This window comes from Candidatus Saccharibacteria bacterium oral taxon 488, assembly GCA_010202115.1.
GTDB lineage: Bacteria > Patescibacteriota > Saccharimonadia > Saccharimonadales > Saccharimonadaceae > Nanosynbacter.
In genome coordinates this window covers 830149-853694 of record CP047917.1, presented here as the reverse complement: position 1 = coordinate 853694, position 23546 = coordinate 830149, and the positions used below count along the sequence as shown (strand labels likewise).

Annotated in this window: 21 protein-coding genes, 1 tRNA gene and 1 pseudogene; 14 read left to right on the top strand and 9 right to left on the bottom strand. The window is 48.5% G+C overall.

Features of this window, described 5'->3' with window-relative positions; genetic code table 11:
- The first annotated feature begins 36 nt into the window (after window positions 1-36).
- Window positions 37-957, top strand: coding sequence for a hypothetical protein (locus tag GWK74_04640; GenBank protein ID QHU90763.1), 921 nt, complete (start codon window positions 37-39; stop codon window positions 955-957).
- Between the two features lie 101 nt (window positions 958-1058).
- Here the strand turns inward: GWK74_04640 and GWK74_04635 are convergent, their stop codons facing one another.
- Entirely contained in the window at window positions 1059-1526 is a 468-nt protein-coding gene (locus tag GWK74_04635; protein QHU90762.1) for an NUDIX domain-containing protein, read from the bottom strand.
- A gap of 67 nt (window positions 1527-1593) precedes the next feature.
- Window positions 1594-1670: transfer RNA gene (locus tag GWK74_04630), tRNA-Pro, on the bottom strand.
- 118 nt (window positions 1671-1788) lie between these two features.
- Here GWK74_04630 and GWK74_04625 point away from each other — a divergent pair.
- Window positions 1789-3551 (top strand): annotated as a pseudogene (locus GWK74_04625) (ATP-binding cassette domain-containing protein).
- A gap of 149 nt (window positions 3552-3700) precedes the next feature.
- Entirely contained in the window at window positions 3701-5548 is a 1848-nt protein-coding gene (locus GWK74_04620) for an ATP-binding cassette domain-containing protein (protein ID QHU90861.1), read from the top strand.
- A 48-nt stretch (window positions 5549-5596) separates the two neighbouring features.
- Here the strand turns inward: GWK74_04620 and GWK74_04615 are convergent, their stop codons facing one another.
- Window positions 5597-7879: a S8 family serine peptidase gene (locus GWK74_04615; GenBank protein QHU90761.1), complete on the bottom strand. Its 2283-nt coding sequence runs from the start codon at window positions 7877-7879 to the stop codon at window positions 5597-5599.
- A 3-nt stretch (window positions 7880-7882) separates the two neighbouring features.
- Complete coding sequence (locus GWK74_04610) at window positions 7883-8911, bottom strand: AAA family ATPase (protein ID QHU90760.1); 1029 nt, start codon at window positions 8909-8911, stop codon at window positions 7883-7885.
- Window positions 8912-9161: 250 nt separating this feature from the next.
- Between GWK74_04610 and GWK74_04605 the strand changes: the two genes are divergently transcribed.
- Window positions 9162-9443, top strand: coding sequence for a DUF3892 domain-containing protein (locus tag GWK74_04605; protein ID QHU90759.1), 282 nt, complete (start codon window positions 9162-9164; stop codon window positions 9441-9443).
- Window positions 9444-9517: 74 nt separating this feature from the next.
- On the opposite strand, the gene GWK74_04600 is transcribed toward GWK74_04605, so the two are convergent.
- From GWK74_04600 to GWK74_04590, 3 genes are all read right to left on the bottom strand, one after another.
- Window positions 9518-9979 (bottom strand): YbhB/YbcL family Raf kinase inhibitor-like protein, encoded by a 462-nt coding sequence (locus GWK74_04600; GenBank protein QHU90758.1) that lies wholly within the window; start codon window positions 9977-9979, stop codon window positions 9518-9520.
- A gap of 9 nt (window positions 9980-9988) precedes the next feature.
- The gene (locus GWK74_04595; GenBank protein QHU90757.1) at window positions 9989-10723 is read right to left on the bottom strand and encodes a hypothetical protein; all 735 of its coding nucleotides are present in this window, start codon (window positions 10721-10723) and stop codon (window positions 9989-9991) included.
- Window positions 10724-10921: 198 nt separating this feature from the next.
- Window positions 10922-11734, bottom strand: coding sequence for a hypothetical protein (locus tag GWK74_04590; GenBank protein QHU90756.1), 813 nt, complete (start codon window positions 11732-11734; stop codon window positions 10922-10924).
- 293 nt (window positions 11735-12027) lie between these two features.
- Between GWK74_04590 and GWK74_04585 the strand changes: the two genes are divergently transcribed.
- The 8 genes from GWK74_04585 (at window position 12028) to GWK74_04550 (ending at window position 20240) form a co-directional block, all read left to right on the top strand.
- Window positions 12028-12645, top strand: a complete 618-nt coding sequence (locus GWK74_04585; GenBank protein ID QHU90755.1) for a hypothetical protein — start codon at window positions 12028-12030, stop codon at window positions 12643-12645.
- Between the two features lie 46 nt (window positions 12646-12691).
- Entirely contained in the window at window positions 12692-13720 is a 1029-nt protein-coding gene (locus tag GWK74_04580) for a hypothetical protein (protein QHU90754.1), read from the top strand.
- Between the two features lie 89 nt (window positions 13721-13809).
- Entirely contained in the window at window positions 13810-15045 is a 1236-nt protein-coding gene (arcA, locus tag GWK74_04575; GenBank protein ID QHU90753.1) for an arginine deiminase, read from the top strand.
- Entirely contained in the window at window positions 15046-16035 is a 990-nt protein-coding gene (gene argF, locus GWK74_04570; GenBank protein ID QHU90752.1) for an ornithine carbamoyltransferase, read from the top strand. It begins immediately after the preceding gene.
- Between the two features lie 34 nt (window positions 16036-16069).
- Entirely contained in the window at window positions 16070-17623 is a 1554-nt protein-coding gene (locus tag GWK74_04565; GenBank protein ID QHU90751.1) for a YfcC family protein, read from the top strand.
- Window positions 17623-18576 carry a carbamate kinase gene (gene arcC, locus GWK74_04560; protein QHU90750.1) on the top strand — a complete coding sequence of 318 codons (954 nt, stop codon included), beginning with the start codon at window positions 17623-17625 and terminating at the stop codon, window positions 18574-18576. The genes GWK74_04565 and arcC overlap by 1 nt, the downstream gene beginning before the upstream one ends.
- Before the next feature lie 123 nt (window positions 18577-18699).
- Window positions 18700-19608, top strand: coding sequence for a hypothetical protein (locus tag GWK74_04555; protein QHU90749.1), 909 nt, complete (start codon window positions 18700-18702; stop codon window positions 19606-19608).
- A gap of 59 nt (window positions 19609-19667) precedes the next feature.
- Complete coding sequence (locus GWK74_04550) at window positions 19668-20240, top strand: hypothetical protein (protein QHU90748.1); 573 nt, start codon at window positions 19668-19670, stop codon at window positions 20238-20240.
- 49 nt (window positions 20241-20289) lie between these two features.
- Here the strand turns inward: GWK74_04550 and GWK74_04545 are convergent, their stop codons facing one another.
- Window positions 20290-20859 (bottom strand): CHAP domain-containing protein, encoded by a 570-nt coding sequence (locus GWK74_04545; GenBank protein ID QHU90860.1) that lies wholly within the window; start codon window positions 20857-20859, stop codon window positions 20290-20292.
- 243 nt (window positions 20860-21102) lie between these two features.
- Here GWK74_04545 and GWK74_04540 point away from each other — a divergent pair, with 243 nt between their 5' ends.
- Both GWK74_04540 and GWK74_04535 read left to right on the top strand, forming a co-directional pair.
- Complete coding sequence (locus GWK74_04540; protein ID QHU90747.1) at window positions 21103-21867, top strand: ATP-binding cassette domain-containing protein; 765 nt, start codon at window positions 21103-21105, stop codon at window positions 21865-21867.
- Window position 21868: 1 nt separating this feature from the next.
- On the top strand, window positions 21869-22987 hold the full coding sequence (locus tag GWK74_04535) for an ABC transporter permease (protein QHU90746.1): 1119 nt from the start codon (window positions 21869-21871) through the stop codon (window positions 22985-22987).
- 36 nt (window positions 22988-23023) lie between these two features.
- On the opposite strand, the gene GWK74_04530 is transcribed toward GWK74_04535, so the two are convergent.
- Complete coding sequence (locus tag GWK74_04530) at window positions 23024-23449, bottom strand: hypothetical protein (protein QHU90745.1); 426 nt, start codon at window positions 23447-23449, stop codon at window positions 23024-23026.
- Window positions 23450-23546: the final 97 nt, after the last annotated feature.

Here is a 23546-nt window from a genome sequence, read left to right as displayed (position 1 = left end):
ATTTTCAAAATAATAATTTTATGTTATAACACAAATATGGATACCGAGCGTGGAGCAGCATGTCGCCTTCTGGTCGAGACAACTAGAAGGCCGTCTTTGCCTGACATGTCAGAGCAAGTTGATCATATGTCCAGGGAGTTTTATCCAGAGCTTGATTTAGACAATAAACCATTGCTGTATGTTACACCGAACTTCCCCCCTGTCGCTACAGCTGAGCCACACAGAGATTTATCACGTGAAGGCTCGTCTCGCAACGGAGCATTTACTGTAGATGTGAAAACAGTTAGTGGCTCCAAGGAAGAGTTTGCTATTAAGCGGCTTCCACTGACAACTGCTCTTGCCGAGGTCGCCATGACCCAGTATGTTAGTACGCAGGGACTGGCCCCCTTCTCAATTCAAGCACTTATGATAGCAGGGAAGCCCATTAGTTCCAAGTACCGTTCGGCATGGATCATGACTCGATTCGATGAAAAAGCGGTCAACTTTGAGGGTCTTGCATGGCGTGAAATGAGCTCAGAGAATATCAAACAGCATTTAATGGATGCTCTTTTGGCATTATCTGCGTTGCATAAAATACATATTGCTCACAAGGATGCCTTTATGCGTAATCTTGTCCGGCTGTCGGGTTCTGATGGTGATAATTCAGCGACTCGCTATATTGACTTTGAATATGCGAGGAGTTTTCGTGATTATGTTGAGCAAGTTAATCACGGTGAGGATATTCTTCGTGCGCAAGGATATATCAATAGATCAGTTCAAGGTGACCTCCGGTCGTTACTTATTGACGCTATATCAGTTTTGGCGAATCAGCTCAACCAGTCTCCGGCCGATAGGTGGAAGCTATTAGAAAAATGTCTAGATAGTTACCAGGAAATGATGTCTGCGAGTGGAAATTCAACTGCACTTAGGGAAGCGGCCGACCATGCAATAAATACCCTACAGCGTGACTATATGTAGCAAATTATTGGGGTGTTAGCTAAAAATGGTACGTTAAGCACGATAGATTATCCGAAAACTGGCTATAGCAAAATCTTTGGTAAATAGTCTCGGTGGGATTGTTACAATTCGCTCATCATCTGAACGTCGGTCGACTCATTAACCAGCCAGTTGAGGTCAACCTCCGTTAGGTAGCTCGGCAAAATCCGCGTAGTTTTTGGATCGACAAAGCCGCACTCCGCTACTTCCTCAACGCCGTGCGATGTTTGCTCCAGGTCGATGTGCCGGTAATCACGCCAGTTGGTGATGGCAAAGAAAAACTCGAGCTGCTCGGTAGCGCCGTGTTTAGACGAGGGGTTGGTGTCGGTGAATTGTTGGATGAATAATAGCTTGCCGATGGTTGGCTTGACGCCAGTTTCCTCAATCATCTCTCGGCGTAAACCGTCCAGTAAACTTTCACCCAGCTCCAAACCACCGCCCGGTGCACACCAAAACTCTCGCCCCGTGCCGTTATTTGCGGTTAATTTCTGGCAAAAAATCTCGCCCTGATCGCTGATAATAATTCCGCGTACGTTAACTCGTCGCTGCATATAGCCTCCTTTATTTTGCTTATAGCCAGAGGTTCTTGCCAGTGAACGTACGCTTCAAATAATTTCCTGGTCGGGGTGATCCGATTTGAACGGACGACCTCACCGTCCCGAACGGTGCGCGCTACCAAACTGCGCCACACCCCGACGCTAAAAATAGTATAAGCCGAGCGGGTGATTTTGTCCAATCACCGTCCGCCAGAGTGGAGCTGGGCCGCCGCTTAGTGTTATAATAGAAGTTGGCTTTGGGTGGTAAAGGAATAATATGAAACATATTTTACGGATTTTTAGCGGCTACTGGCTGATGTTTATCATCTTGGTCGGTTTTACCTACGCTATGGTCATGGCGAATTTGTGGCTGCCTGATAAGATGTCAGAAATTGTCAATAACGGCATCATCAAGCAAGATATGCCGGCGATTTGGCACAACGGACTAGCGATGATTTTGGTGACGGCGGCGGGCGGACTGTGCTCGATTATCGTAGGATTTTTGGCCTCCCGGATTGCCACTGGTGTGGCGCAGAAACTACGAATGGAACTATTTGAGCGGGTCGAGAGTTTTGCGCTAGCGGACTTCAATAAATTTTCGACCGCCTCGCTAGTTACCCGATCGACCAATGATATTCAGCAAATTCAAATGACGTCAATTCTGCTGCTGAGCATGGCTTTACTGGCGCCAATTATGGCGGTCGGCGGTCTGCAAAAGCCATTCATAATGCGCCAAATTTGAGCTGGATCATCGCGCTGGCGGTGTCGGTGCTGCTGGTGGTCATTGCCGTGTTGTTTGTCATTGCTGTGCCGCGGTTCAAGAAATTGCAAACGCTGGTGGATAAACTGAATCTGGTGACGCGTGAAAACTTGGTGGGTTTGAAAGTCATCCGGGCGTTTCACAATGAAAAAATTGAGCAGAAAAAGTTCCAGCAGGCTAATGCCGAGCTGAATAAGATGAATTTATTTGTCAATCGGCTGATGATGCTGCTTGAGCCGATCATGACGCTGGTGATGAACTTTTCTAGCGTGGCGATTGTCTGGTTTGGTGCGCATTTGATCAGCAGCAGCACGTTGCAAATCGGTAATATGATGGCGTTTTTGGAATATGCCATGCAGGTGATTATTTCCTTCTTGCTGCTGTCAATGGTGTTTATCATGGTGCCGCGGGCGGCCGTGTCGGTAAAGCGGGTGGGCGAGGTGCTCGACACGCTGCCGTCAATTGTTGACCCGCAGTCGCCGCAGCAATTGCCAAATGACGCTACGGGTAAAATTGAATTCAAAGACGTCACTTTTACCTATCCAGACGCTGATCTGCCAGTGCTCTCTAATATCAATTTTACAGCCGAACCAGGGCAAACCACGGCGTTCATTGGCAGTACCGGCTCCGGCAAATCAACGTTGATCAATTTGATCCCGCGCTTTTATGATGTGTCGGCGGGACAAATTTTGCTGGATGGCATGGATATTCGCCAGCTCAAACTGGAAGAATTGTACGATCAAATCGGTTATGTGCCGCAAAAGGGCGTGCTGTTTAGCGGCACCATTGCCAGTAATATCAAGTACGGCAACGCCAAAGCCAGCCAAGAATTGGTTGAAAAATCCGCTAAAATTGCTCAAGCCACCGAATTCATCAGTGAGCTGAAAAACGGCTACAAAAATGACATCGCTCAAGGCGGCAGCAATGTTTCCGGCGGTCAGCGGCAGCGTTTGTCGATTGCTCGGGCGATTGCTGTTGAGCCGAATGTCTACATTTTTGACGATTCGTTTTCGGCGCTGGATTTCAAGACTGACGCTAAATTACGCTCGGCACTGGCCAAAGAAACCAAACATAAAACCGTGCTGATCGTCGGTCAGCGCATCAACACCATCATGAACGCTGACAAAATCATTGTGCTGGACGAAGGCAAAATTGTCGGTCAAGGCACGCACCAGGAATTGATGAAAAATTGCCAAGTCTATCAAGAAATTGCCGCTTCCCAGCTCTCAGAAGACGACCTACAGAAAATGTCGGCAACGACCGCGAAAGGGGCGGCATAATGGCTCAGCAAAGCATGAAAAAACGCCAGCCAGTGAAGATGGGCGGTCCAATGGGCGGCGGTATGGGCGCCGGCGAAAAAGCCAAAGATTTCAAAGGCACGGTCAAGAAGTTAGCTAAATATTTGGCAGAGTTTCGCTGGCAAATGCTCATGGTGGCGATTTTTGCGGTCGGCAGCACAATTTTTGCCATTGTCAGCCCGAAGATTTTGGGTGGCGCTACCAACCAAATTGTCGAAGATTTTGTCAGCATCAAAGCCTACGAAACCATCACTGAGAAATTACCAAAAGGAGCGTCGTTGCCGGCGGGCACGACCGGTGCTGATGTTCTGAAGCGGCTACCGAACAAGTCGGAAATTGAAAGTCAAATTCCGTCGAGCCAGCTCGATACGATCAAAAAACTTGACCTCAGCCAGCGTCCGGAATTTCATTTTGATGCCATTTGGCGGATTGTGCTATTACTGGCCGGTTTGTACGTGCTTAGCGCCATTTTCCGCTACATTCAAACTTGGCTGATGACCCAAGTGACGCAGACAGTCACTTTCAGAATGCGCCGGCAATTGTCCGAAAAAATTAACCGTTTGCCGCTGAGCTATTTTGACAAGCAAACCTACGGCGAAGTCCTCAGCCGCGTCACCAATGATGTCGATACCATCAGCCAAACACTCAACCAAAGCCTGTCGCAGGTCGTGTCTTCGACAGTGATGGTCCTGGGAATTTTGGTGATGATGTTTTCCATCAGCTGGCAAATGTCGCTGGTGGCGCTATTGGTGCTGCCGCTGGCTGGCGGCGTGGTGACGTTGATTGCCAAAAGTTCGCAAAAGCAATTCCTTCGCCAACAGACACAGCTGGGAGAACTGAACGGCCACATCGAGGAAATGTATGGCGGCCACCAGGTGATGCGAGTGTTCAACGGCCAGAAAAAGTCGCTGGCTAAGTTTTCGCGGGTGAACGATCAGTTGCAGGAAAGCGCCTGGAAAGCTCAGTTCTTGTCGGGGTTGATTTATCCGATCATGAATTTCATCGGCAACATCGGCTACGTCATCATGGCGATTTTGGGCGGCTGGCTGGCGATTGAAGGCCGGCTGAAAATTGGCGACATTCAAGCTTTCATCCAATACATCGACCAGTTCAATCAGCCGCTGGTGCAGGTCGCCAACATCGCCAACATCTTGCAATCAACAGCGGCGGCGGCCGAGCGGGTGTTTGAATTTTTGGACGAGCCTGAGGAAAAGGCGGAGGGCAAGGATTTGGTGAAATTGACTCACGTCAAGGGCGAAGTCGAATTTGACAACGTGGTCTTTGGCTATAAGCCTGACCAAACCATCATCAAAGGTTTGTCGGCGCACATCAAGCCAGGTCAGCGCGTGGCGATCGTCGGTCCAACGGGCGCGGGCAAAACCACCTTGGTCAATTTACTGATGCGATTTTACGAAATTAACAGCGGCGCGATCAAAATCGACGGCGTCAATATAGCCCAGATGAAGCGCAGCGACGTGCGGCAAATGTTTGGTATGGTGTTGCAGGATACTTGGTTGTTTAACGGCACGATTCGCCAAAATTTGCTCTACGGCAATCCAACAGCCAGTGAAGAAGAGATGGTCGCCACCGCCAAGGAGGCGCATGTTGATCACTTCGTGCGGTCGCTGCCGGGTGGTTATGACATGATGCTGGGTGAGGAAGCCACGAACATTTCACAGGGCGAAAAGCAGCTATTGACGATTGCCCGGGCAATGCTGGAGCGCACGCCGATGCTGATTTTGGACGAAGCCACCAGCTCGGTTGACACCCGCACCGAAGTGCTTATCCAAAAAGCTATGGATAAGTTGATGCAGGGCAAAACTAGCTTCGTCATCGCCCACCGCCTGAGCACCATCCGCGACGCTGATCTGATCTTGGTCGTCCGCGACGGCAACATCATTGAGCAAGGCAAGCACGACGAACTACTGCAGCAGAACGGCTTTTACGCTGAGCTGTATAATAGTCAGTTTGCTGAGTGATTGGGCGTTGATTATAGAATAACATCTCTTAATATTATAAATACAGATCTAGTCAAAGTGAATTACCTCCTGTGATTTTTCATGTAGGTCAACTTGAGTATCAATATCTATCTCATTAACAATCCATCCCGCCAAGCGTGCTTTTTGAATAAAATCGTGAACTCTGTTTATGTCGTTAATTTCTTTAAGGGTAACTACAAGTCCAAACTTAATACCGTACCCGTCGCGTTTTTCTAATCGTTCCTTAGTTTTTATGCTTACGCCCCACATGCCAGATTCATATGCTTTTCGGGCTCTTAATTTGGATCCATACTTTTCACGTATATGCTTAGTATTGTCCCATTTGCGAAATAATTTTCTTGCCTCACCTTCATATACAAAACCACCAGTAGTTTGAGTATTCTTGTTGATTGTTTTTATACCCCTGTGATTAATCCTTCCTATTGATATATCCAGCTCCGTATTAGTGTAGTCCACACCCTGGTTAATTGAGCACTTGGGGAAGTAACACAGAGTAGCTTTGGCGACAAAAGGGTGGGTCTCTTTATTAACAGGTACTGGTATGTTATATGCATAAGTGTCATACTCCTTAGAGATGCCGTTTATCACAAACTTGATTTCATTGTCCTTAGACTTAACGATATCGTCGATTTTTATTGGCACCGATCCATGTCCAATAAGTGGAGCTATACTTTGATTATTGCCGGTATCTTCCCAGCCTGTAGCCACATCGACAATTAGCGCCTTTGCTACTTCGCGGCTCAATCCTAGTATTTCTATAAGGTATGCTAACTTACGAGTAACCCACGGTGCGGCAAATGATGTGCCAGACAGAAACTTGTAAGTGTCTGCGGATATACATACATGGATATTATCTCTGTAATCGCTGCCGTCTCCACCATATGCACTAACGTCAGGCTTGTTAAAGAATGAGAGCACACGCCCCTTTCGAGAATAAGAGGCTGGGTTATTTTCCTTATCTACGGAGTTTACTACTATGGAGTTTATTGAATCTGCGGGTGCTCCAATTAGCATTTCTCTCTTATGCATATCTGGTTTATTAGTTCCGGCGATTACGAATATCACATCGTTATCAAATTGAATTCTATCTAACTCTGCAGCCTCTGGCGAAATAAAGTTGTCATTGATTTCTTGATCAGACCCTAGCGACAGATTCCACACCTTAATGTCTCGGTTATTAGCGACAATTTCTCGAATAAGTTTGACTACTGTAAACGAACTAAATTTTCCGCTAACCGCCACGCCAAAGTGCCGAACTCTAAAATTTCCGCATCCATCATCTAGAGCGGGGTTTAGCCTGTGACCGTCGACAATAATTGACGAAACCGCCGTTCCATGCCCGTAGTCTTTTGGCTGCTTTTCTATATCGTTTGACACCATATCTCGATAATCTACCCACTCACTAAAGTAAACGCTTGTGTCAAATAGTGTATCAATGACGCCAATAATCGGTTGATTACTTGGCTTATCTATAGTGTCCGCTTGATTAGCATATTGAGAGACCTCCACAGCAGCGTTACTGCCGCTGGTTGGGATATTCTCTAGGTTTAACTTGGTGAAATCGTTGACGGACATTGCGATAAGGTAGGGAGCTTTGCTCTGGAGCAGCTCTATCTCATCTGGTTGTAGTAAAAGTGTAGGTGCAGTCTCGTTATTGCCAAGCATCTTCCCTGGATTAATTGTGATGCCAATAGACTGTAATATAGATAAAATATTGTCATCTGTCTTGTAGATTGTAATGATCTGATTATTATTGGCATTTGCTTCACGGTTTGGTACACTAAAACTCTCAATATAGTATGAATCGACTACTATATTAAGGAAGACTGACTCACTTAGGTTATAGTCCTCAAATTTTATGTTTTTATGTTTTATTTTATCTATCTGATTGTGTTTTATTGTGCCATCAAAAATGGTATCTAGGAGCCGTATACTATTCTCGACCTTTACTATTGTGTCGGTCAGTGCTTCATTGCTAATATAGTGCGTAATGATGTGTTTCGGATGTTTTACGTCTGTTTTGTCAAAGCACGCACCAACCACAGATTCGTTTGATTTTTTTCCTTTGTTGAAGTAGCCGCTAATACGATTACTTTTTGCAATTACATCTATATAGTGTATATCTATCAAGGCGCCAGTGATCAATTTTTCGGTCTGCCAGTAACTGTCTAATCCTTTTAATTCTTTAAGTAGCCTTTTCAGATGAATGGATTCCACTGATTTTGTGCCTTTTGGTATGTTGGGGGGTCCTGGGCGACCACTGCTTGGTCTTTGATTAAGGGTGCCGCGAAGCTGTAGAATGCTGTTCATGAGTTATCCTTGTAGCTCTCTTGCAACTTGGCTTTTTGATATGCTTGTTAATATTTCTATCTCACGTACTGAAAAACCTTGATTTTGAAGTGTCTTGATATCGCTTGGACCCGAGATGGCCTCGTAGAGCTTTTTCAAGTAAGCATATTCATTAGTCGGATCGCTAAATGCGACTGAAGTCTTTATGATATTCTTCAATTCGCCTGGGTAGGGTATTTTATCCATTGTAGATATAATCTTTCTAAATAAACGCATGTTGCGGCCGGCAAACTTAAACTGGATTAAGAGATCGTTTAGTATTGACTCTGCGATATCAAGCAGTTCGTTCTTGTTGTACCTATTAAAATTGACAATGGCGTCAAAACGCCTAGTCAATGCCTTGTCGAATTGAGCGAATAGGTTAGTAGTAGCGATAAGAACAATACTGCCATTTAAACCATCCAATCCCTTAAGAACAGACGAAGTGACTCGTCCCATCTCGCGTAAGTCATTAGAATTTATACGGTCTAGAGCAATGGCATCAATTTCATCAAACATGATTATTGCTTTTTCCGGATTTGGTAAAGCTCGTATTTCCTGAAATACCGAAGCTATATTTTTAGACGTCTGCCCAAGCTTGCTGTCAATAACACTATCAAAATCAACAGAGTAGAGATCACGGTTGAGAATGCGAGCGATCTGCTTTACTGTCTCTGTCTTGCCAGTGCCTGGGTCACCCTCAAATAAGAACTTATTAAAGCCAGCGTGGTGCCTAATGGAGTTAATGACGCCAATGATATCATTCATAATGAAAGTGGGTAGCGGTAATGAATCTCCTGTCAGGCTTACTTTATTAAAGAAGGATGATTGGTATTCATTGCTTTGCGGAACGAATGTGTTAGCGCCGGACAATAGAGCCATAATATACTCGGCTAATTGGGAATCTCCAGCTTGATCAAATAGCTTAGCAATGATATACGCTTCATTTCGAAAACCTGCATCATTATGCTCTGCGTAGTATTTAATTAGGTTGAGTATATTCTTCTTGCGCATTTGTTCCCTCATATTATTAGAGTATCATCTCTGGGACACAAATACAATATTTTGGGACACATCATCCCATTGCTTTATTTGTGCAGATGCTATATTATAGTGGTAATCGGGGTAGGAACCTCGGGGGTAGAAATAGGAAAAGCGCCTATGTGGCGCTTCCTTACACAATAGTTTTCCAACAAATTGTACAGTTCCTATAATACCACACATATTAATAAGTGGTAATTCCGCCACAGAAAGGATAGTTATCATGGCTGTTCGAATTAGGGCAATCACAAAGCCCGAAGGTGATGAGCGATATGAAGCGATCTCACACTATTGGGCGAACAATGACAGAGGTGCACTGATTCCTCTTGAGCGTAACTGGTTTATTGACTGGCTTGACGCTAACGGAACTTACGCTTTTGTATCGGAAGATGGTGATGAAGCACGTTGTGATGTGAAATACAATGGACATATTCGTTTTTTGCAGACACGCGCAGACGCTTCGTGGGCGAATAATCTACTAAACTTACCTCGTAAGCGAGTATAGACAAATAGGGGGTAATATTCGTTAAAAACATCTCGGTAAATCCGGGATGTTTTTGCGGGGGTGTAAGATTGTATCTAGCCCCGCCGCAAAATATCCAACACACCAAACCTTCCAGTCAATACGGCCCGGTCGATGATGTGCGGCGTGAGGGCGGCGATGAGTTCTTTAGGTTTGGTGTCGCTTGGTAAATCCAGTGTTGTATCCAGCGCGTACACGTAAAATTGATAGCGGTGCGTGCCAAACGGCGGTTGCGGTCCGTTCCAGCCAGGGCGACCCCAGCTGGTGATGCCTTCGACGGCACCAGCGGGCAATGACTCGCTGGCAATTTCTGCGGTTTCTGCCGGCAAGTTCCACACTGTCCAGTGATAAAACCCGTCACGTCCAGGCGCGTCAGGGTCGTGGCAGACGATTGCCAGGCTTTTGGCGTCTGACGGCACGTCGCTGATCTCGAGCGGCGGGCGTTGGTTGCCGCCGAGCTTGGAGTAAACTTTTGGTATTTTAGCGTTTTCGGCGAACGCAGGGCTAGTTATTTTCATACTATGATTTTAGCATAGTGATATTTTTGTCGCTTCGGGTACGTGAAGGTCAAAATCAATATCGGTTTTCTGGACAATCTCGTAACAAGACGACACTGCTGGGTTGTCTGGTAATTCAATTATTTTTCCATCATTAAATAGCTGTCCTTGTCGGTAGATGTTGTGAATAAACGGTACATTTGGTTTTGTTTTTCTCAAGCGATATAACGCTGATTCATGCCGTGTTTCGCCATCTGTAACAACTTCGGGCTGCGTATGCCATTGTCCCATAATGCATAATGTTGGTAGAGAGCCGTCAATTCCGAGGATATTTTTAGCTAGCTGCTCTTCTCGTTCTTGCGGGCTTGGTGGTATGATGGCATCCTCATCTAAATTGTCAAAAAATGTATCAATAAAAACGAGCTCTTTAAGTTGATTTTGCTGCAGAAGAATTGCTATCGTTTTTATCATCTCAAGAGATAGAACGCTTAAGTCAAAAAGGTCTTCATCAACTAAGGAAAAATCATAAGAATTGATCTTTACTGAATTGATGAAGTCAAACACAGTAGGGCTAGCTTCAATGGCCAATCGTTGTATGCAAGTTTTTTTAACCAAGGTATAGACGATATTGGCTTTTTCTTTTATGCCGTGAATTTCACCATAAACAATTAGGTTTGACTTTTGTAAGCCAGGTAGCAGGAGATCGAGGTGTTTTATGTCTAATTGTTTCGGCAAGAATGTTTTGATGATTTTGTGCTTGTTCATAATATACTCTTTGATAGGTTACCCCGTGCCCTTGCAAAAACACAAGGGCACGGGGTGTGACGTGGGACTAGTCGTCCGTCGTCTTGGGCTTGCCGGATCGGGTCAGGAAGGTCGACGAGTCGACCTCCGAATCAACGATCGTGGCAACTTTCGCGGAAAAGATCTCGGCGTTGTTCATGCTTCACCTCCTTTCGATTGTCAGAGTAGATTTTTTTCCACCAAGCAGCGCGCCATGTGTGCGGCTGCCGGGAGGCCTATCTCATCGGTGTACCCCAACCATTGACCATTTGGGTTTGCCTCAAGGAAATACAAGTCTCCGATTTCGTCTATTGCGAAATCAATTGCAGCAAATCCAAGACCTAGCGAAGTCAGCAGAGAACGAACCTTTCGTTCAATGTCTTCGGGAAGGGTGTAATCAATGACATACCGACTACCAGACTCCTGTAGAGACCTCCAGTCTACTGCTCTGGGCATTGTCTCTTGTGGAATCTGGCGGGCGACGAAGATCTGTTTTCCGATACAAGTGACCCGTAACTCACTTGTTTTTCTGATAAACCTTTGCAGGATGATCGGTTGTGATTTAATCAATTCCAAGGAGTCTATCAGTTCATCTGTCATGAGCGTGGTTTCTATCATGTAGCCTGTATCATCAAGATCTAGGCTAGATACAGATACCGGTTTGAATACGGTTGGCGCTTCTAGACAGAACTGGCGAGCTGCGTCTGGATCTGATGTAATCAGCGTGTCGGGCATTGGCAGCCCAATACGCTTTGCAATCGACAATTGATATGGCTTAATCCTAGCCGCATGAATGGAGATAGGGTGATTAATCCAAAACTTGTCGTGTAGCAGAAAACACAGACCATTTAATACGTCATGTATCTCTTTGTCTACGATAGACCTTTGAACTGGATCCTGGATACTCTCAAGAAATCCGTAGGTTTGACTGAACCCGAACGGCTTTCTGTACCATACGCTATCAATACTACGAAGATCTGTAATTTCTCCCAATTGCTTATATAGTATACTACCGTTTGAATAGTCAAAAGAGATACTACATTGTCCTTGGATTAAAAGATCCGTATCGATCCGTATAATACGATCTACCTCTGAGTCAATGCATTGGCTCACCGCTCCAACATGAGGGTCGTCCAGAGAATTGGTCAGTATGAGAATTGTAGTCATGGTCTACTCCTGAACGAATAGATGATGGTAAGGAACGCGTTTAGAAATTCTCGATGCTTGTTTCAGCATATATATATCGATTATTTGTCAATACTCCGGAGGTTATTTATAATGACGTTATGAATAAAGTTGACCAACTCCTCGCCAGACATCCCATCATTTCCGACCAAGTTGACGCCAAAGAGCTCGGCGTCTTGCTACGAGAATTGGAAAAGGTGCTGCAAAGCGGCGCGGCAGGCAACATCGTGGAGTTTGGCTGTTATGTCGGCACGACGAGTTTGTTCATTCGGCGGCTGCTGGACGCTTATGATTTTACCGGTGAATTTCATGTTTACGATTCGTTTATGGGCTTGCCAGAAAAAACTCAAGCAGATACCAGTGCTGCAGGTGAGCAGTTTAAGGCGGGTGAACTGCTCGCGCCACGCAAGACCTTCGTCCAGAATTTCAAAAAGGCAGGACTAAAACTGCCGATCATTCACAAAGGTTGGTTTGCTGATGTTACTCCTAACGACGTACCGGAAAGTATCATCTTTGCGTTTTTTGACGGCGATTTTTATGAGTCAATTGCCGATTCGTTTCGTGTGTGTGACGGCAAATTTCAGGAAACAGCGACCATCATCGTTGATGACTACGCCAATGAGGCGCTCCCAGGCGCCGCGCGGGCGGTTGATGAATGGCTGAAGTACCATCTGGCTCGGCTGACAGTCGAGGCATCCTTGGCGATCATTCGAGAATGAGGCATATTTGACGATAGCTAATTTTTCCTGCATAATAATTAAGGCTATGATGACATTTTTTACTACATTCTCCTCGTCATTCCAGCTGGCGATATCATTCTGGCCATTTGCCGCACTGCTCTTGACATTTCCGCTGCTCGTTGTACAGTATATGCGATTACGACGGCTAGTAGTCGGCAGGATGGTCATGGTGTATCTGGTTGTATTGTATGCACTGGGACTCGTGGCGTTTACGCTCTATCCGATGCCAGATAATCCAGCATGGTTCTGTGCGCATCATGCAGTCTCACCACAACTACATCCGCTCGCATCAATTATGGACATACAGGCTGAAGGGTTGCGGGCTGTTCTACAGGTAGTGATGAATATAGTCTTTTTTATGCCGTTCGGTATGTTTTTACGAGTGATGTACCCTGTACGCTGGTACATGGTTGTACTATTAGGACTCGTTCTATCACTAACGATTGAAGTGACCCAGCTAACGGGTGCGTTTGGCTTGTATCCATGTAGTTATAGGCTGTTTGATGTTGATGACTTGTTGCTCAATACCGGAGGTGCTTTGGTCGGCTATTGGTGTGGTCGGTTGCTGCCGGATCTGCGCAATGTAAAGCATGGCGAGACCGTGACAACACAGCCGGGCCTAGTGCGGCGATTAGTGGCGTTTATACTTGATGTGGTTGTGGTGCTTGTAGTGAGGACGTGTATCGGTATTATATTGTATATCACGATGCCGGGTTTAGCGGGAAATACTGTTGCGGGACTGTCATATGGTATTCTCGCTGGCGGTGAGTTAGTAGTCCAGCTGATCATGCCGCTCATGATGAGTGGGCAAACGATTGGCGGCTGGATGACGGGAATATCATTGGATGATCGTGAACGTTCTTGGCCTCATCGATTGACAATGTATCTGCTGCGATTGGGGTATATTGGCTTGTTCATGTATGGCATTATACTGGGGCCTAGGGCCGGTATGCCTATTGTCATTGGCTGGCTTGGGGTGACATTAGTTAGCTGGTGGCGATACCGGCGTTTGCCGTATACGATTATTGATGCAGTTTGGCCTCGTAGGCGGTAATTCACACGGCTCGCTAAGCGATGCTTGTGTTCTTGGACGTATATGCTACTATTGTTAGTATAACCATAAACAAAAAGGGGATGGGGGGTATGGATCCATTACATATTACATCAGAAATTGGCCGACTCAAGGCGGTGCTGTTGCATCGTCCGGGCGAAGAATTAGAAAACTTAACACCAGACTACTTGACTGATCTGCTGTTTGACGACATTCCGTATTTGCAGGTCGCCCAAAAGGAGCATGATGCGTTTGCTCAGGTATTGCGTGATCACGGTGTCGAGGTGTTGTATCTCGATCAGCTGGTGACCGAGGCGCTATATACTGATCAACTACGTGAGCAGTTTGTTGATGAAATGTTGGCAAATTCGAAGCAAGGGTCACGCCGTGTTACCAGAGTGCTGCGCCAATTCCTGCTGGACCTGCCAACGAACGCGATGGTGCGTAAAATTATGGCCGGTGTGCGCAAGGACGAGATTACGCTGCCGCCAGACCAGCACCAGCAATTGCATAATATGATCGAGAAAAATCACTATCCATTCTACCTCGATCCGATGCCAAATCTGTACTTTACCCGCGACCCGGCTGCAACCATCGGTCATGGTCTGACGATCAACAAGATGCACTGGCCGGCCCGCCGCCGCGAATCGCTGTTCATGCGCTATATCATTGATCATCATCCACGGTTTGCCGGCAAGAATGTGCCGGTGTGGTATGATCGCCATGAAAAATTCTCAATTGAAGGTGGCGATGAGCTAGTCTTGAGCAGTGAAGTGATGGCCATCGGTGTATCGGAGCGCACCACGGCTGAGGCGATTGAAAAGATGGCGACGAAACTGTTTGCTGGCTCTGGCTTTAAGAAAGTCGTTGCCATGGAAATTCCGAAGTCGCATGCCTTTATGCACCTGGATACGGTGTTTACCATGATCGATCGGGACAAGTTTACCATTCATCCAGAAATTCGCGATCGTGGCGGCAAGATGAATTGTTTCGTATTGGAAAAGGTTGAGGGACAGCCGTTCCCGCGCATTACGCACGAGACGGATCTCGAGCATGTCTTGCGGGTGGCCTTGGGTCTGCCGAGCGTTACCTTGATCGAATGTGGTGGCGGTGATCCGATCGCAGCAGCCCGCGAGCAGTGGAACGACGGCTCGAACACCTTGGCGATTGCGCCGGGCGTGGTGGTGACCTATGACCGCAACTATGTCACTAACCAAAAATTGCGCGAGCACGGCGTTGAAGTTATCGAAGTCAGCGGTGCTGAGCTTGGCCGCGGCCGTGGTGGTCCGCGCTGTATGAGCATGCCGCTAGTAAGGGAGGATGTATAAATGGCACAAAGTTTGAAAGGGCGATCATTCCTAACACTGGGTGATTTTACGGCCAGTGACATTCGATTGCTACTAACGACGGCAAATGAGTATAAGCGGATGAAGTACGCTGGTACGCCGCATCGGATTCATGAGGGCAAGAATATTGCGCTACTATTTGAGAAAACCTCGACGCGGACGCGCTGTGCCTTTACGGTGGCAGCCAACGACCTCGGTATTGCGCCGGAATATCTCGGCAAGGACGATATTCAGCTTGGCAAGAAAGAGACGGTCGAAGACACCGCCAAGGTGCTGGGCCGGATGTTTGATGGCATTGAGTTTCGCGGTTTTGCGCACAAAACGGTAGAAGATTTGGCGAAGCACGCCGGCGTGCCAGTGTGGAACGGATTGACTGATAAGTTCCACCCGACGCAGATTCTAGCCGACTTTATGACTATCGAGGAGCACCTCGGTCGGCTGCACGGCGTCAAGCTGGTGTTTATCGGCGACGGCCGCAATAACATGGCCAATAGTTTGCTGCTCGGCTCGGCCATCATGGGGCTGGATTTCCGGATTTTGGCGCCGCGTGAATTGTTCCCTGAAGAGGGCCTTGTCCATCGTGCGCACGAATTAGCGCATCAGAGTCATGGGCGGATTACTATCACTGATAATTTTGAGGAAGCCCTGCGCGGTGCCGATGCCATCTATACCGATGTTTGGGTATCGATGGGTGAAGAAGATAAGTTCGCTGAGCGCATCAATCAGCTGCGTCACTTCCAGGTTAATCGTGACATGCTGAACCTCACCGGTAATCCTGAGGTCAAGTTCATGCACTGCCTGCCGGCCTTTCATGATGCATTGACCACGACCGGTCAGCACATCAGGGACGACTTCGGACTGGAGTCAATGGAGGTGACGGATGATGTCTTCCGCTCGCCAAATTCGATTGTCTTTGACCAGGCGGAAAATCGTATGCATACCATCAAGGCGGTTATCGCTTTGACGCTGTAGATGTCGTAATACAGGAGTAAAGGAGGCTCCGGACATGGTAGAAAAAATGAAAAAAATTAAGAAAAAGCTGCGCTCGCCCTCAGCCTTTACCGTGCTGTTTGTGGTGATTGCCTTGATGGCAGTCCTGACGTGGATTATCCCGTCTGGTGTGTACAACACAAAACCAGATCCAAATGATGCGGAAAAGACAGTGCGCATCGCTGGTACGTATAAACAGACCGATAAAGTCACTACTAAAAAAGCCGATGACGGCACCGAGACAACCACCGACTCCCGCCAGGGTTTGTGGGATGCAGCACTTGCGCCGATCAAGGGCATGAGTGAGAAGCTCGACGTCATCGTCTTTGTGTTGATCCTTGGTGGCTTCCTCGGGGTGACGATGAAAACTGGTGCGCTGGATGCGACGCTCGGTGCCATGCTGCGCAAGATGAAGGGCAAGGAGAAATGGCTTATCCCAATTCTCATGACGTTCTTCGCTATCGGTGGTACCACCTACGGCATGCAGGAAGAGGCGGTGGCCTTTTATGCGCTGGTGGTGCCGATCATGATGGCGGCTGGCTACAACGCTATGACCGCGGTGATGGTGATCGTGCTCGGTGGTGGTGTTGGTGTGCTTGGCTCGACCTTGAATCCATTTTCGACTGGTATTGCTGCCAAGTCGGCTGACGTGCCGCTCGGTAATGTGTTGGGTCTTCAATCAATAATTTTGCTGCTCTGTTTGGTCGCAGCTATCGTGTTCACCATGCGATACGCGTCAAAGGTAAAGGCCGGTAAGTATAAAGATGATGTTCGGTATAAGCCAGCCACCACCGCACTTGATATGAGCAACGTGCCAGAGTTTACCGGTCCGCGTAAAGCAGTGATGGCGGTCTTTGGCGTCACCTTCCTATTGATGATCATCTCGCTGATCCCGTGGGGCAACTGGGGGATCACGCTGTTCGCTGATATCCATAAGTGGTTTGCGGGGCTACCGGTCGTTGGTGCTATCTTGGGTCTCGATCATGTCTTACCATTTGGTGAGTGGTACTTCAACGAGATCTCGACCCTGTTCCTGTTGTCAACCTTAGTCATCGCAGCGATTTATTATCGCCAATTCAAAAAAGAGGAAGTCTTCGTTGTTGACACCTTCCTGAAAGGTACAGCCGATCTACTGAGTGTGGCACTGATCATCGCAGTAGCAGCTGGTGTTGGCGTGGTGATGCAGAATGGTGCCATCCAAGACACGATCATTAGCTGGGGTGAATCTGCACTGAAGGGCGCGGGTAGTTTCGTCGGTGTTCTCGCCTACATCTTCTACTTGCCGATGAGCTTTATCATTCCGTCGTCATCAGGTCTAGCGGCAGCGACTATGCCAGTTATCGCGCCGGTGGCTGACCTAGTCGGCTCCAGCAAGGAGATCATCGTTGTCGCATTTGCAACAGCATCGGGTCTGTTGAATATGATGGCGCCAACCATTGCTTCGTTGATGGGCGGTCTGGCCCTAGCCGGCGTGTCGTACCGTGCATGGTTGAAGCGCTCAATGCCAATCATGGTGGTCTTTGCGATCATTAGCCTCGTAGCTATCATGGTATACGGAGCCATCGCCTAATGAATCAGCAGCGAACCATTGTCGTCGCACTGGGAGGTAACGCCCTGCAACGTCAGGGCGAGGCCTCGTCCCAAGCGCAGCAGCGAGTGGCCGACGAAACAATCGCTCAGCTCCTGCCGCTGATTCAAGCTGGCCACCGCGTAGCCATTGTCCACGGCAATGGCCCGCAGGTCGGCAACATCGTCCTACACGAGGAAGCGATTAACACTGAGGCGGTGCCGAGCTTACCGCTGGAGGATTCTGGTGCGATGAGCCAGGGCCTCATTGGTTTTTGGCTGCAGCAAGCGATCCACGATGCGCTGGCGACTCGTGGTGTGCATGATAAGTATGCAGTGAGTATCGTTACCCAGACGGTGGTTGATCAAGCTGATCCGGCATTTCAAAATCCGACCAAGCCAATCGGGCCATTCTATTCAGAAGAAGAGGCCAAGAAGGTACAGGCCGAGCGCGGTTATACGGTGCGCGAGGACTCGGGTCGTGGCTGGCGGCGCGTTGTGCCATCACCAAAGCCTCAGGAGATTGTCGAGGCTCCCGTCATCAAGGCGCTGGTTGATGCCGGCGTGTTGGTGGTCTCGACTGGTGGTGGCGGCATTCCGGTGCTGCGTGACGCATCGGGCCAGTTAAGCGGCGTGGCGGCGGTGATCGACAAAGATTTTGGGGCGGCCAAGCTAGCGGACACACTCAGAGCGGATACACTATTGATCCTAACTTCGGTTGATGCAGCCAAGATCAACTTTGGTCAGCCAACAGAGCAGTCGCTCGGCGAGGTATCGGTCGAGGAGCTGCAGCAGCACATTGATGCTGGGCAATTTGCGGCCGGCTCAATGCTACCGAAAACCCAAGCGGCACTGAGTTTTGTGGCTGGTGCTTCGGGGCGCACGGCGATCATTACCTCGCTCGAAAAAACTGCTGATGCCATTAACGGTGCCGCCGGTACGCGCATCAAGAGTTAGCTCTCATATGAACACTCAAAACCACCAGTCGGATAGCTCGGCTGGTGGTTTTTGATGATGGCCTCCGAAGCTTATTGTCATCTAACCGGTACCAAAATATCTCAAATGAGCTATACTAAGAACATGATAGAATACCTGCATTCAACAGGCGAGGTGATCGCACCGATTCAGACATTGCGTAGCGGCAGTTGGCTGCGCTGCGAACGGCCAACCGAAGAGGAAGTGTCCGAGCTGCTGACGCTGGGGATGGATGAGGACATGATTAGCGACGCGCTTGACCCGCATGAGGTACCGCGTATTGAGTTTGATGATGAGTGGACGTACTTGATCGCCCGGCTGCCGGATACCGACGATGATTTTAATGATTTTACTACGCCAATTTTGTTCGGCATTCACAAAGAGTATGTGGTGACATTGTCGCGCGATAGTCTGGGTCGGCTGTGGCAGCCGTTTATTGATAAGACACGGGTACGGACGTCGCGGCGGATTGAACTGGTGGTGGCGATGATCGAGGCGGTGTCGGGTCAGTACCAGCGGCGGGTGGCGACCATCAATCGCCAGATGAGAGCGGCGACTGACGATATTCACACCTTGCGGGCGCGTGATATCGTCACCCTGACCGAGTATGAGCGCAAGTTAAATGACTACCTGGATGCCTTGCTGCCGATGAACTGGGCAATTGAGCGGTTGATCGCCAATCGCAGCTTGCGACTCAAGGACGACGACAAGGATGACGTCGAAGATATTTCCATCGACCTCGAGCAGGTGATTAGCCGGTGTAAATCGCTGCTGCGAACCATCACCAATGTGCGTGATAGCTACCGGGCGGTGATGGATACCCGACTGAATGAGACGATTCGGTTGCTGACGGTGATCACGGTGGCGCTGACTATCCCGACGATGGTGGCCGGGCTGTATGGCATGAATGTGCCCTTGCCGGCCGCGGAGAGCCCGGTGACCTTTTGGGTGGTTATTGGCGGTAGCGCGCTAGCGGCGCTGGCGATTGGCTATTATTTTTTGAAGCGGCGCTGAGATCCCTCGGGCGGGATGGCGCTTGTGCTTACCATTGTTTTTGGGTATAATAAAGCAACATGGACATCAAGAAACTAATTCACTTTTTTAAGGATAAATTAGCGCAGCTACCGGCTATGCGCGAGCTGCATGATCCTGAAAATTCGCGGTTCGTTGCCTGGTGGAGTGAGGTGATGGCGACCGGCGAGGAAATGGGCGACGCGTATATGCACCGAGTGATGCGGATCGAGTTTTTGCCGGCGATCGTTTCCGAAGGTGGGGATAATTCCGAGGAATTTGCTCAGGCCTATCAGCGTGGTATGGATGAGGCGGAAACGTTGATGCGGGCGACGATTGAAGGCCTGGAAAACCTCCAACGCAAGGCTGAAGCCGCCAAGCGCAGCCCCAAGCATGCGCACGAAGTGGTCTCGCCTTACGTTGCTCTTAGCGACGAGCAGGTCAAGCAAGTCACTCAGGCGATGCGCCTCGATCGGTATGATGGCCAGACGCAGCGGACGGTCAAGCGCCTCCTCGAGGAGCTCAAAAATGGTGGCACAAACAAGGATGCTATCGTTGACGCCGTAACGTGGCTGGCTGAGCAGCAGCCCGATGCATTGGTGGCGTTTCTGCTAGCGGCAAGTCACGCGGCGTAATGCGGCCACTCGGTTAGGCGTGGGCGATCCCGCATCAGACGGGCTAGGCTTATTCTGCTAGCACGCCATATCCCAGTAGTCCATCGTAGCGCTTATCGTGGTTGATGAATACGCGAATGCGGTTCATCTCATTACCGCCAACCGTCGTGAGAACGCCACTGTCATTTTTCAGTACAATATTAGTATGGTCACCAAACACCGGCGAATTGCGGTAAATTGCCACGTCACCGGGACGCGGTTGATAGCCAGAGCCAGCAGGTTTGAATCGACTGTCCGCTTCGTAATATTCACGCAGGGTAAATGTTCCCGGAATGCGCCAGCCGCCAGTGTGCGGATTCTTTAATGGCGCGCCCGCCTGCTGCATGATCCAGCTCACAAAATCGGCGCACCAGGCTTCACTGACGCCTTGGCTGAACTTGGTGCCGGCGGATTGTGCTTCGAACTCGGTTTTGGCGAGGCTGATAATTTTTTGCCGGGTCGGATGTAAATTTGTGGTATCAAGCTGCGGGAACGTCGCCTCGCCGCGTGATGAATCAATGCTGCCAGCGGCTGCTAGCGAATGAAGTTTATGAGTAATTTTTGGCCAATACAGCGCACCGAGACTGATACAAACAGCCATTAGCGGTACTAGTACCAACGCGAACACGTACCGTTTCTTGAGGCGACTGTGCGGCCGCGTGATAGAGAGGTGGGGCTTCTTTGGCATGTGGTTAGTATAACGGCATCGTGTCGGTTTGGCTAGCCCTCTCGGGTTGCATACCCCACGCAGAGTGCTATAATAACTAACTAAAGATAGGCTGGCAGGGAGTCGTTCTATCACTAAGGTATGCAGTGCTGAAACAGAGCGCGGAAAGGAGTTTGTATGGCTCAACCCGAACCAATCATAACAGTTGACCAACTCGTCAAGACGTACGATGGCAAGAATGTCGTCGACAGCGTGTCGTTTGAGGTCAAGAAAGGCGAGATCTTCGGCATCCTCGGCCCGAATGGCGCTGGTAAGACGACGACGCTAGAAATGCTCGAGGCACTGAGGACAATTGATGGCGGCACGGCGACCATCGACGGGATTAACGTTGCCAAGCAGCCGAAGCATATTAAAAACATCATCGGTATCCAGCTGCAATCGACGACGTTTTACGACAAGCTAACCTTGCGCGAACAACTGAAAATGTTTGCCAGCTTGTACGGACAAATGGTCGACGCCGATGCGCTGCTGGCCAAGGTGCAATTGACCGACAAAGCCAAAAGCTATGTCGAGCAGCTCTCAGGCGGGCAAAAGCAACGCTTCGCTATCGCTTCGACGCTGGTTAACAATCCGACGGTGCTGTTCCTCGACGAGCCGACCACTGGGCTGGATCCGCAGGCTCGCCGCAATCTCTGGGATTTAATCAAAGAGATTCGCGATGAAGGCATCACTATCGTGCTGACCACGCATTATATGGACGAGGCTGAGCTGCTGTGCGACCGCTTGGCGATTATGGATAATGGTAAAATCATCACCATTGACACGCCGCACAATCTGATCCAGCAGCTATTGGCGCGCGGTTTCAAGAAAAAGCAAGTTGTCGAGCAGGCCAATTTGGAAGACGTATTTATTGACTTAACAGGAAAGGCGATTCGGGATTAGTATGAAAAAATATTGGACTGGTGTATTCGGGCAAGTACGCGCCCAGCAAAAACGCTTTATCCGCGATAAAATGTCGCTGTTCTTTACCTTCCTGTTTCCGTTGCTATTCTTGTTTATATTTGGCTCAATCTTTAAGGATCAATCAACCAGCTTTAATGTGGCGATTATCAATAATTCACAAACAGAATTTGCGAAAAATTTTGTCGATAGCGCCAAGGGAAACGCTAAAGATTCGGTTCTCAAGATCAAAGATGTCAAGGATATGGACGATGCCCGTGAGAAGCTCAAGCGCTCGGAGCTGAACGGCATCATTGAACTACCGAGTAGTTTTGGCGAAGTAAAGGGAGAGGGCAATAATGCCAAGCCAGCCGGTACGATCAATGTGCTGTACGGCAAGGGATCGGAGCAGACTGGTAGTGCGCTGACGGCAGTGATGGGTCAGGTTGCTGATGAGATCAATAAGCACCTGGGCCAGCCGGAAGCACCAATTAAAGCCGCCGGTAAAGCAGTTGGCGATGAGCAGCTAAAATCGTTTGACTATACCTTTACGGGACTGCTCGCCTTTAGCTTGATGAGCATGGGTATCTTTGGCCTGGCTAATCAAATGCCGGCTGAAAAGCAGCGCGGCTCTTACCGTCGGCTACGGGCGGCACCATTTACCTCGGGTCAGCTGATTATTTCTATGGCGATTCACTACACGATTATTTCGCTACTCAGCTTGACGATGATGGTTGTTGTCGGTATGTTAGTATTCCAATTTAATATGCGCGGCGATTGGGGACTCTTTGTCCTTATGGCGGTGCTGGCGGCCTTTATGATGGTAGGACTGGGCCTGTTGATTGGCGGCTGGGCGAAGAACGAAAATCAGTCCGCACCGCTGAGCAACTTGCTTTCTTTCCCGATGATGTTCTTGTCTGGTGCATTTTTCCCGATTTATTTATTCCCAGAGTGGCTGCGCGGTGTGACTCAGTTTATCCCAATGACGCCGATTACCGAGGGATTCCGTTTGATCATGACTGAGCATGCCAGTTTGATCGAGGTCCTACCGCAACTTGGTGCTGTGACTGCGTGGATTCTCGTTGTTTACATTGCGGCGATCAAGCTATTTCGGTGGGAATAATCGAGTTAGGTAGTTTGAGGGTGGATGGTAGGATAGCTACCGCTCCTGCTCTTGTCCTGTTAATCCAGACTTAATTCTATGTGCTACTAGCCACGCATCGAGTTCGGTGTAAAACTTCTCAGGATTACAACCAAAGAATTGATGTCGCAATCGCGACGAAATACGCTCATGTAGGGAATGCGGTTGGTAGATTCGCAGACGCTTGAGCGGTGCCATAGCTATCGTACTCGAAATTCCATCCCATTGAGCTATTGGTAAAATTGATACGAGTTTGTTATCAATTGATGGATCAATATTACAGACTGATCCATCAATAAATACACGAAGCATAATGTGTCGCTCGTTTCGACATTGACGTAGTTTAAGAATACGATCAGGTATTGGTAAATCCTGCCAATTAAATACGCCAATCAACAACTGGCTTGCTATGTCAACTTTTTGTAATTCTCGCTGTAAATACATGCATTTTTGGTAGCAGGACCACATCCCACTATTACCACTTGTTCCGTATGGCAAGTCGCGGATCTTCTCGAATAAGATAATTGCTTTTTGAATATTC

Bases quoted from the DNA above. Each gene is read 5' to 3' on its own strand.
- GWK74_04600 (QHU90758.1), bottom strand. From the start codon at position 9,979: ATGAAAATAACTAGCCCTGCGTTCGCCGAAAACGCTAAAATACCAAAA.
- GWK74_04635 (QHU90762.1), bottom strand. From the start codon at position 1,526: ATGCAGCGACGAGTTAACGTACGCGGAATTATTATCAGCGATCAGGGC.
- GWK74_04620 (QHU90861.1), top strand. From the start codon at position 3,701: ATGGTGGCGATTTTTGCGGTCGGCAGCACAATTTTTGCCATTGTCAGC.
- GWK74_04555 (QHU90749.1), top strand. From the start codon at position 18,700: ATGATAGAATACCTGCATTCAACAGGCGAGGTGATCGCACCGATTCAG.
- arcC (QHU90750.1), top strand. From the start codon at position 17,623: ATGAATCAGCAGCGAACCATTGTCGTCGCACTGGGAGGTAACGCCCTG.
- GWK74_04615 (QHU90761.1), bottom strand. From the start codon at position 7,879: ATGAACAGCATTCTACAGCTTCGCGGCACCCTTAATCAAAGACCAAGC.
- GWK74_04585 (QHU90755.1), top strand. From the start codon at position 12,028: ATGAATAAAGTTGACCAACTCCTCGCCAGACATCCCATCATTTCCGAC.
- GWK74_04565 (QHU90751.1), top strand. From the start codon at position 16,070: ATGGTAGAAAAAATGAAAAAAATTAAGAAAAAGCTGCGCTCGCCCTCA.
- GWK74_04580 (QHU90754.1), top strand. From the start codon at position 12,692: ATGATGACATTTTTTACTACATTCTCCTCGTCATTCCAGCTGGCGATA.
- GWK74_04540 (QHU90747.1), top strand. From the start codon at position 21,103: ATGGCTCAACCCGAACCAATCATAACAGTTGACCAACTCGTCAAGACG.
- arcA (QHU90753.1), top strand. From the start codon at position 13,810: ATGGATCCATTACATATTACATCAGAAATTGGCCGACTCAAGGCGGTG.
- GWK74_04530 (QHU90745.1), bottom strand. From the start codon at position 23,449: ATGTATTTACAGCGAGAATTACAAAAAGTTGACATAGCAAGCCAGTTG.
- GWK74_04610 (QHU90760.1), bottom strand. From the start codon at position 8,911: ATGCGCAAGAAGAATATACTCAACCTAATTAAATACTACGCAGAGCAT.
- GWK74_04545 (QHU90860.1), bottom strand. From the start codon at position 20,859: ATGGCTGTTTGTATCAGTCTCGGTGCGCTGTATTGGCCAAAAATTACT.
- GWK74_04550 (QHU90748.1), top strand. From the start codon at position 19,668: ATGGACATCAAGAAACTAATTCACTTTTTTAAGGATAAATTAGCGCAG.
- argF (QHU90752.1), top strand. From the start codon at position 15,046: ATGGCACAAAGTTTGAAAGGGCGATCATTCCTAACACTGGGTGATTTT.
- GWK74_04535 (QHU90746.1), top strand. From the start codon at position 21,869: ATGAAAAAATATTGGACTGGTGTATTCGGGCAAGTACGCGCCCAGCAA.
- GWK74_04605 (QHU90759.1), top strand. From the start codon at position 9,162: ATGGCTGTTCGAATTAGGGCAATCACAAAGCCCGAAGGTGATGAGCGA.
- GWK74_04595 (QHU90757.1), bottom strand. From the start codon at position 10,723: ATGAACAAGCACAAAATCATCAAAACATTCTTGCCGAAACAATTAGAC.
- GWK74_04640 (QHU90763.1), top strand. From the start codon at position 37: ATGGATACCGAGCGTGGAGCAGCATGTCGCCTTCTGGTCGAGACAACT.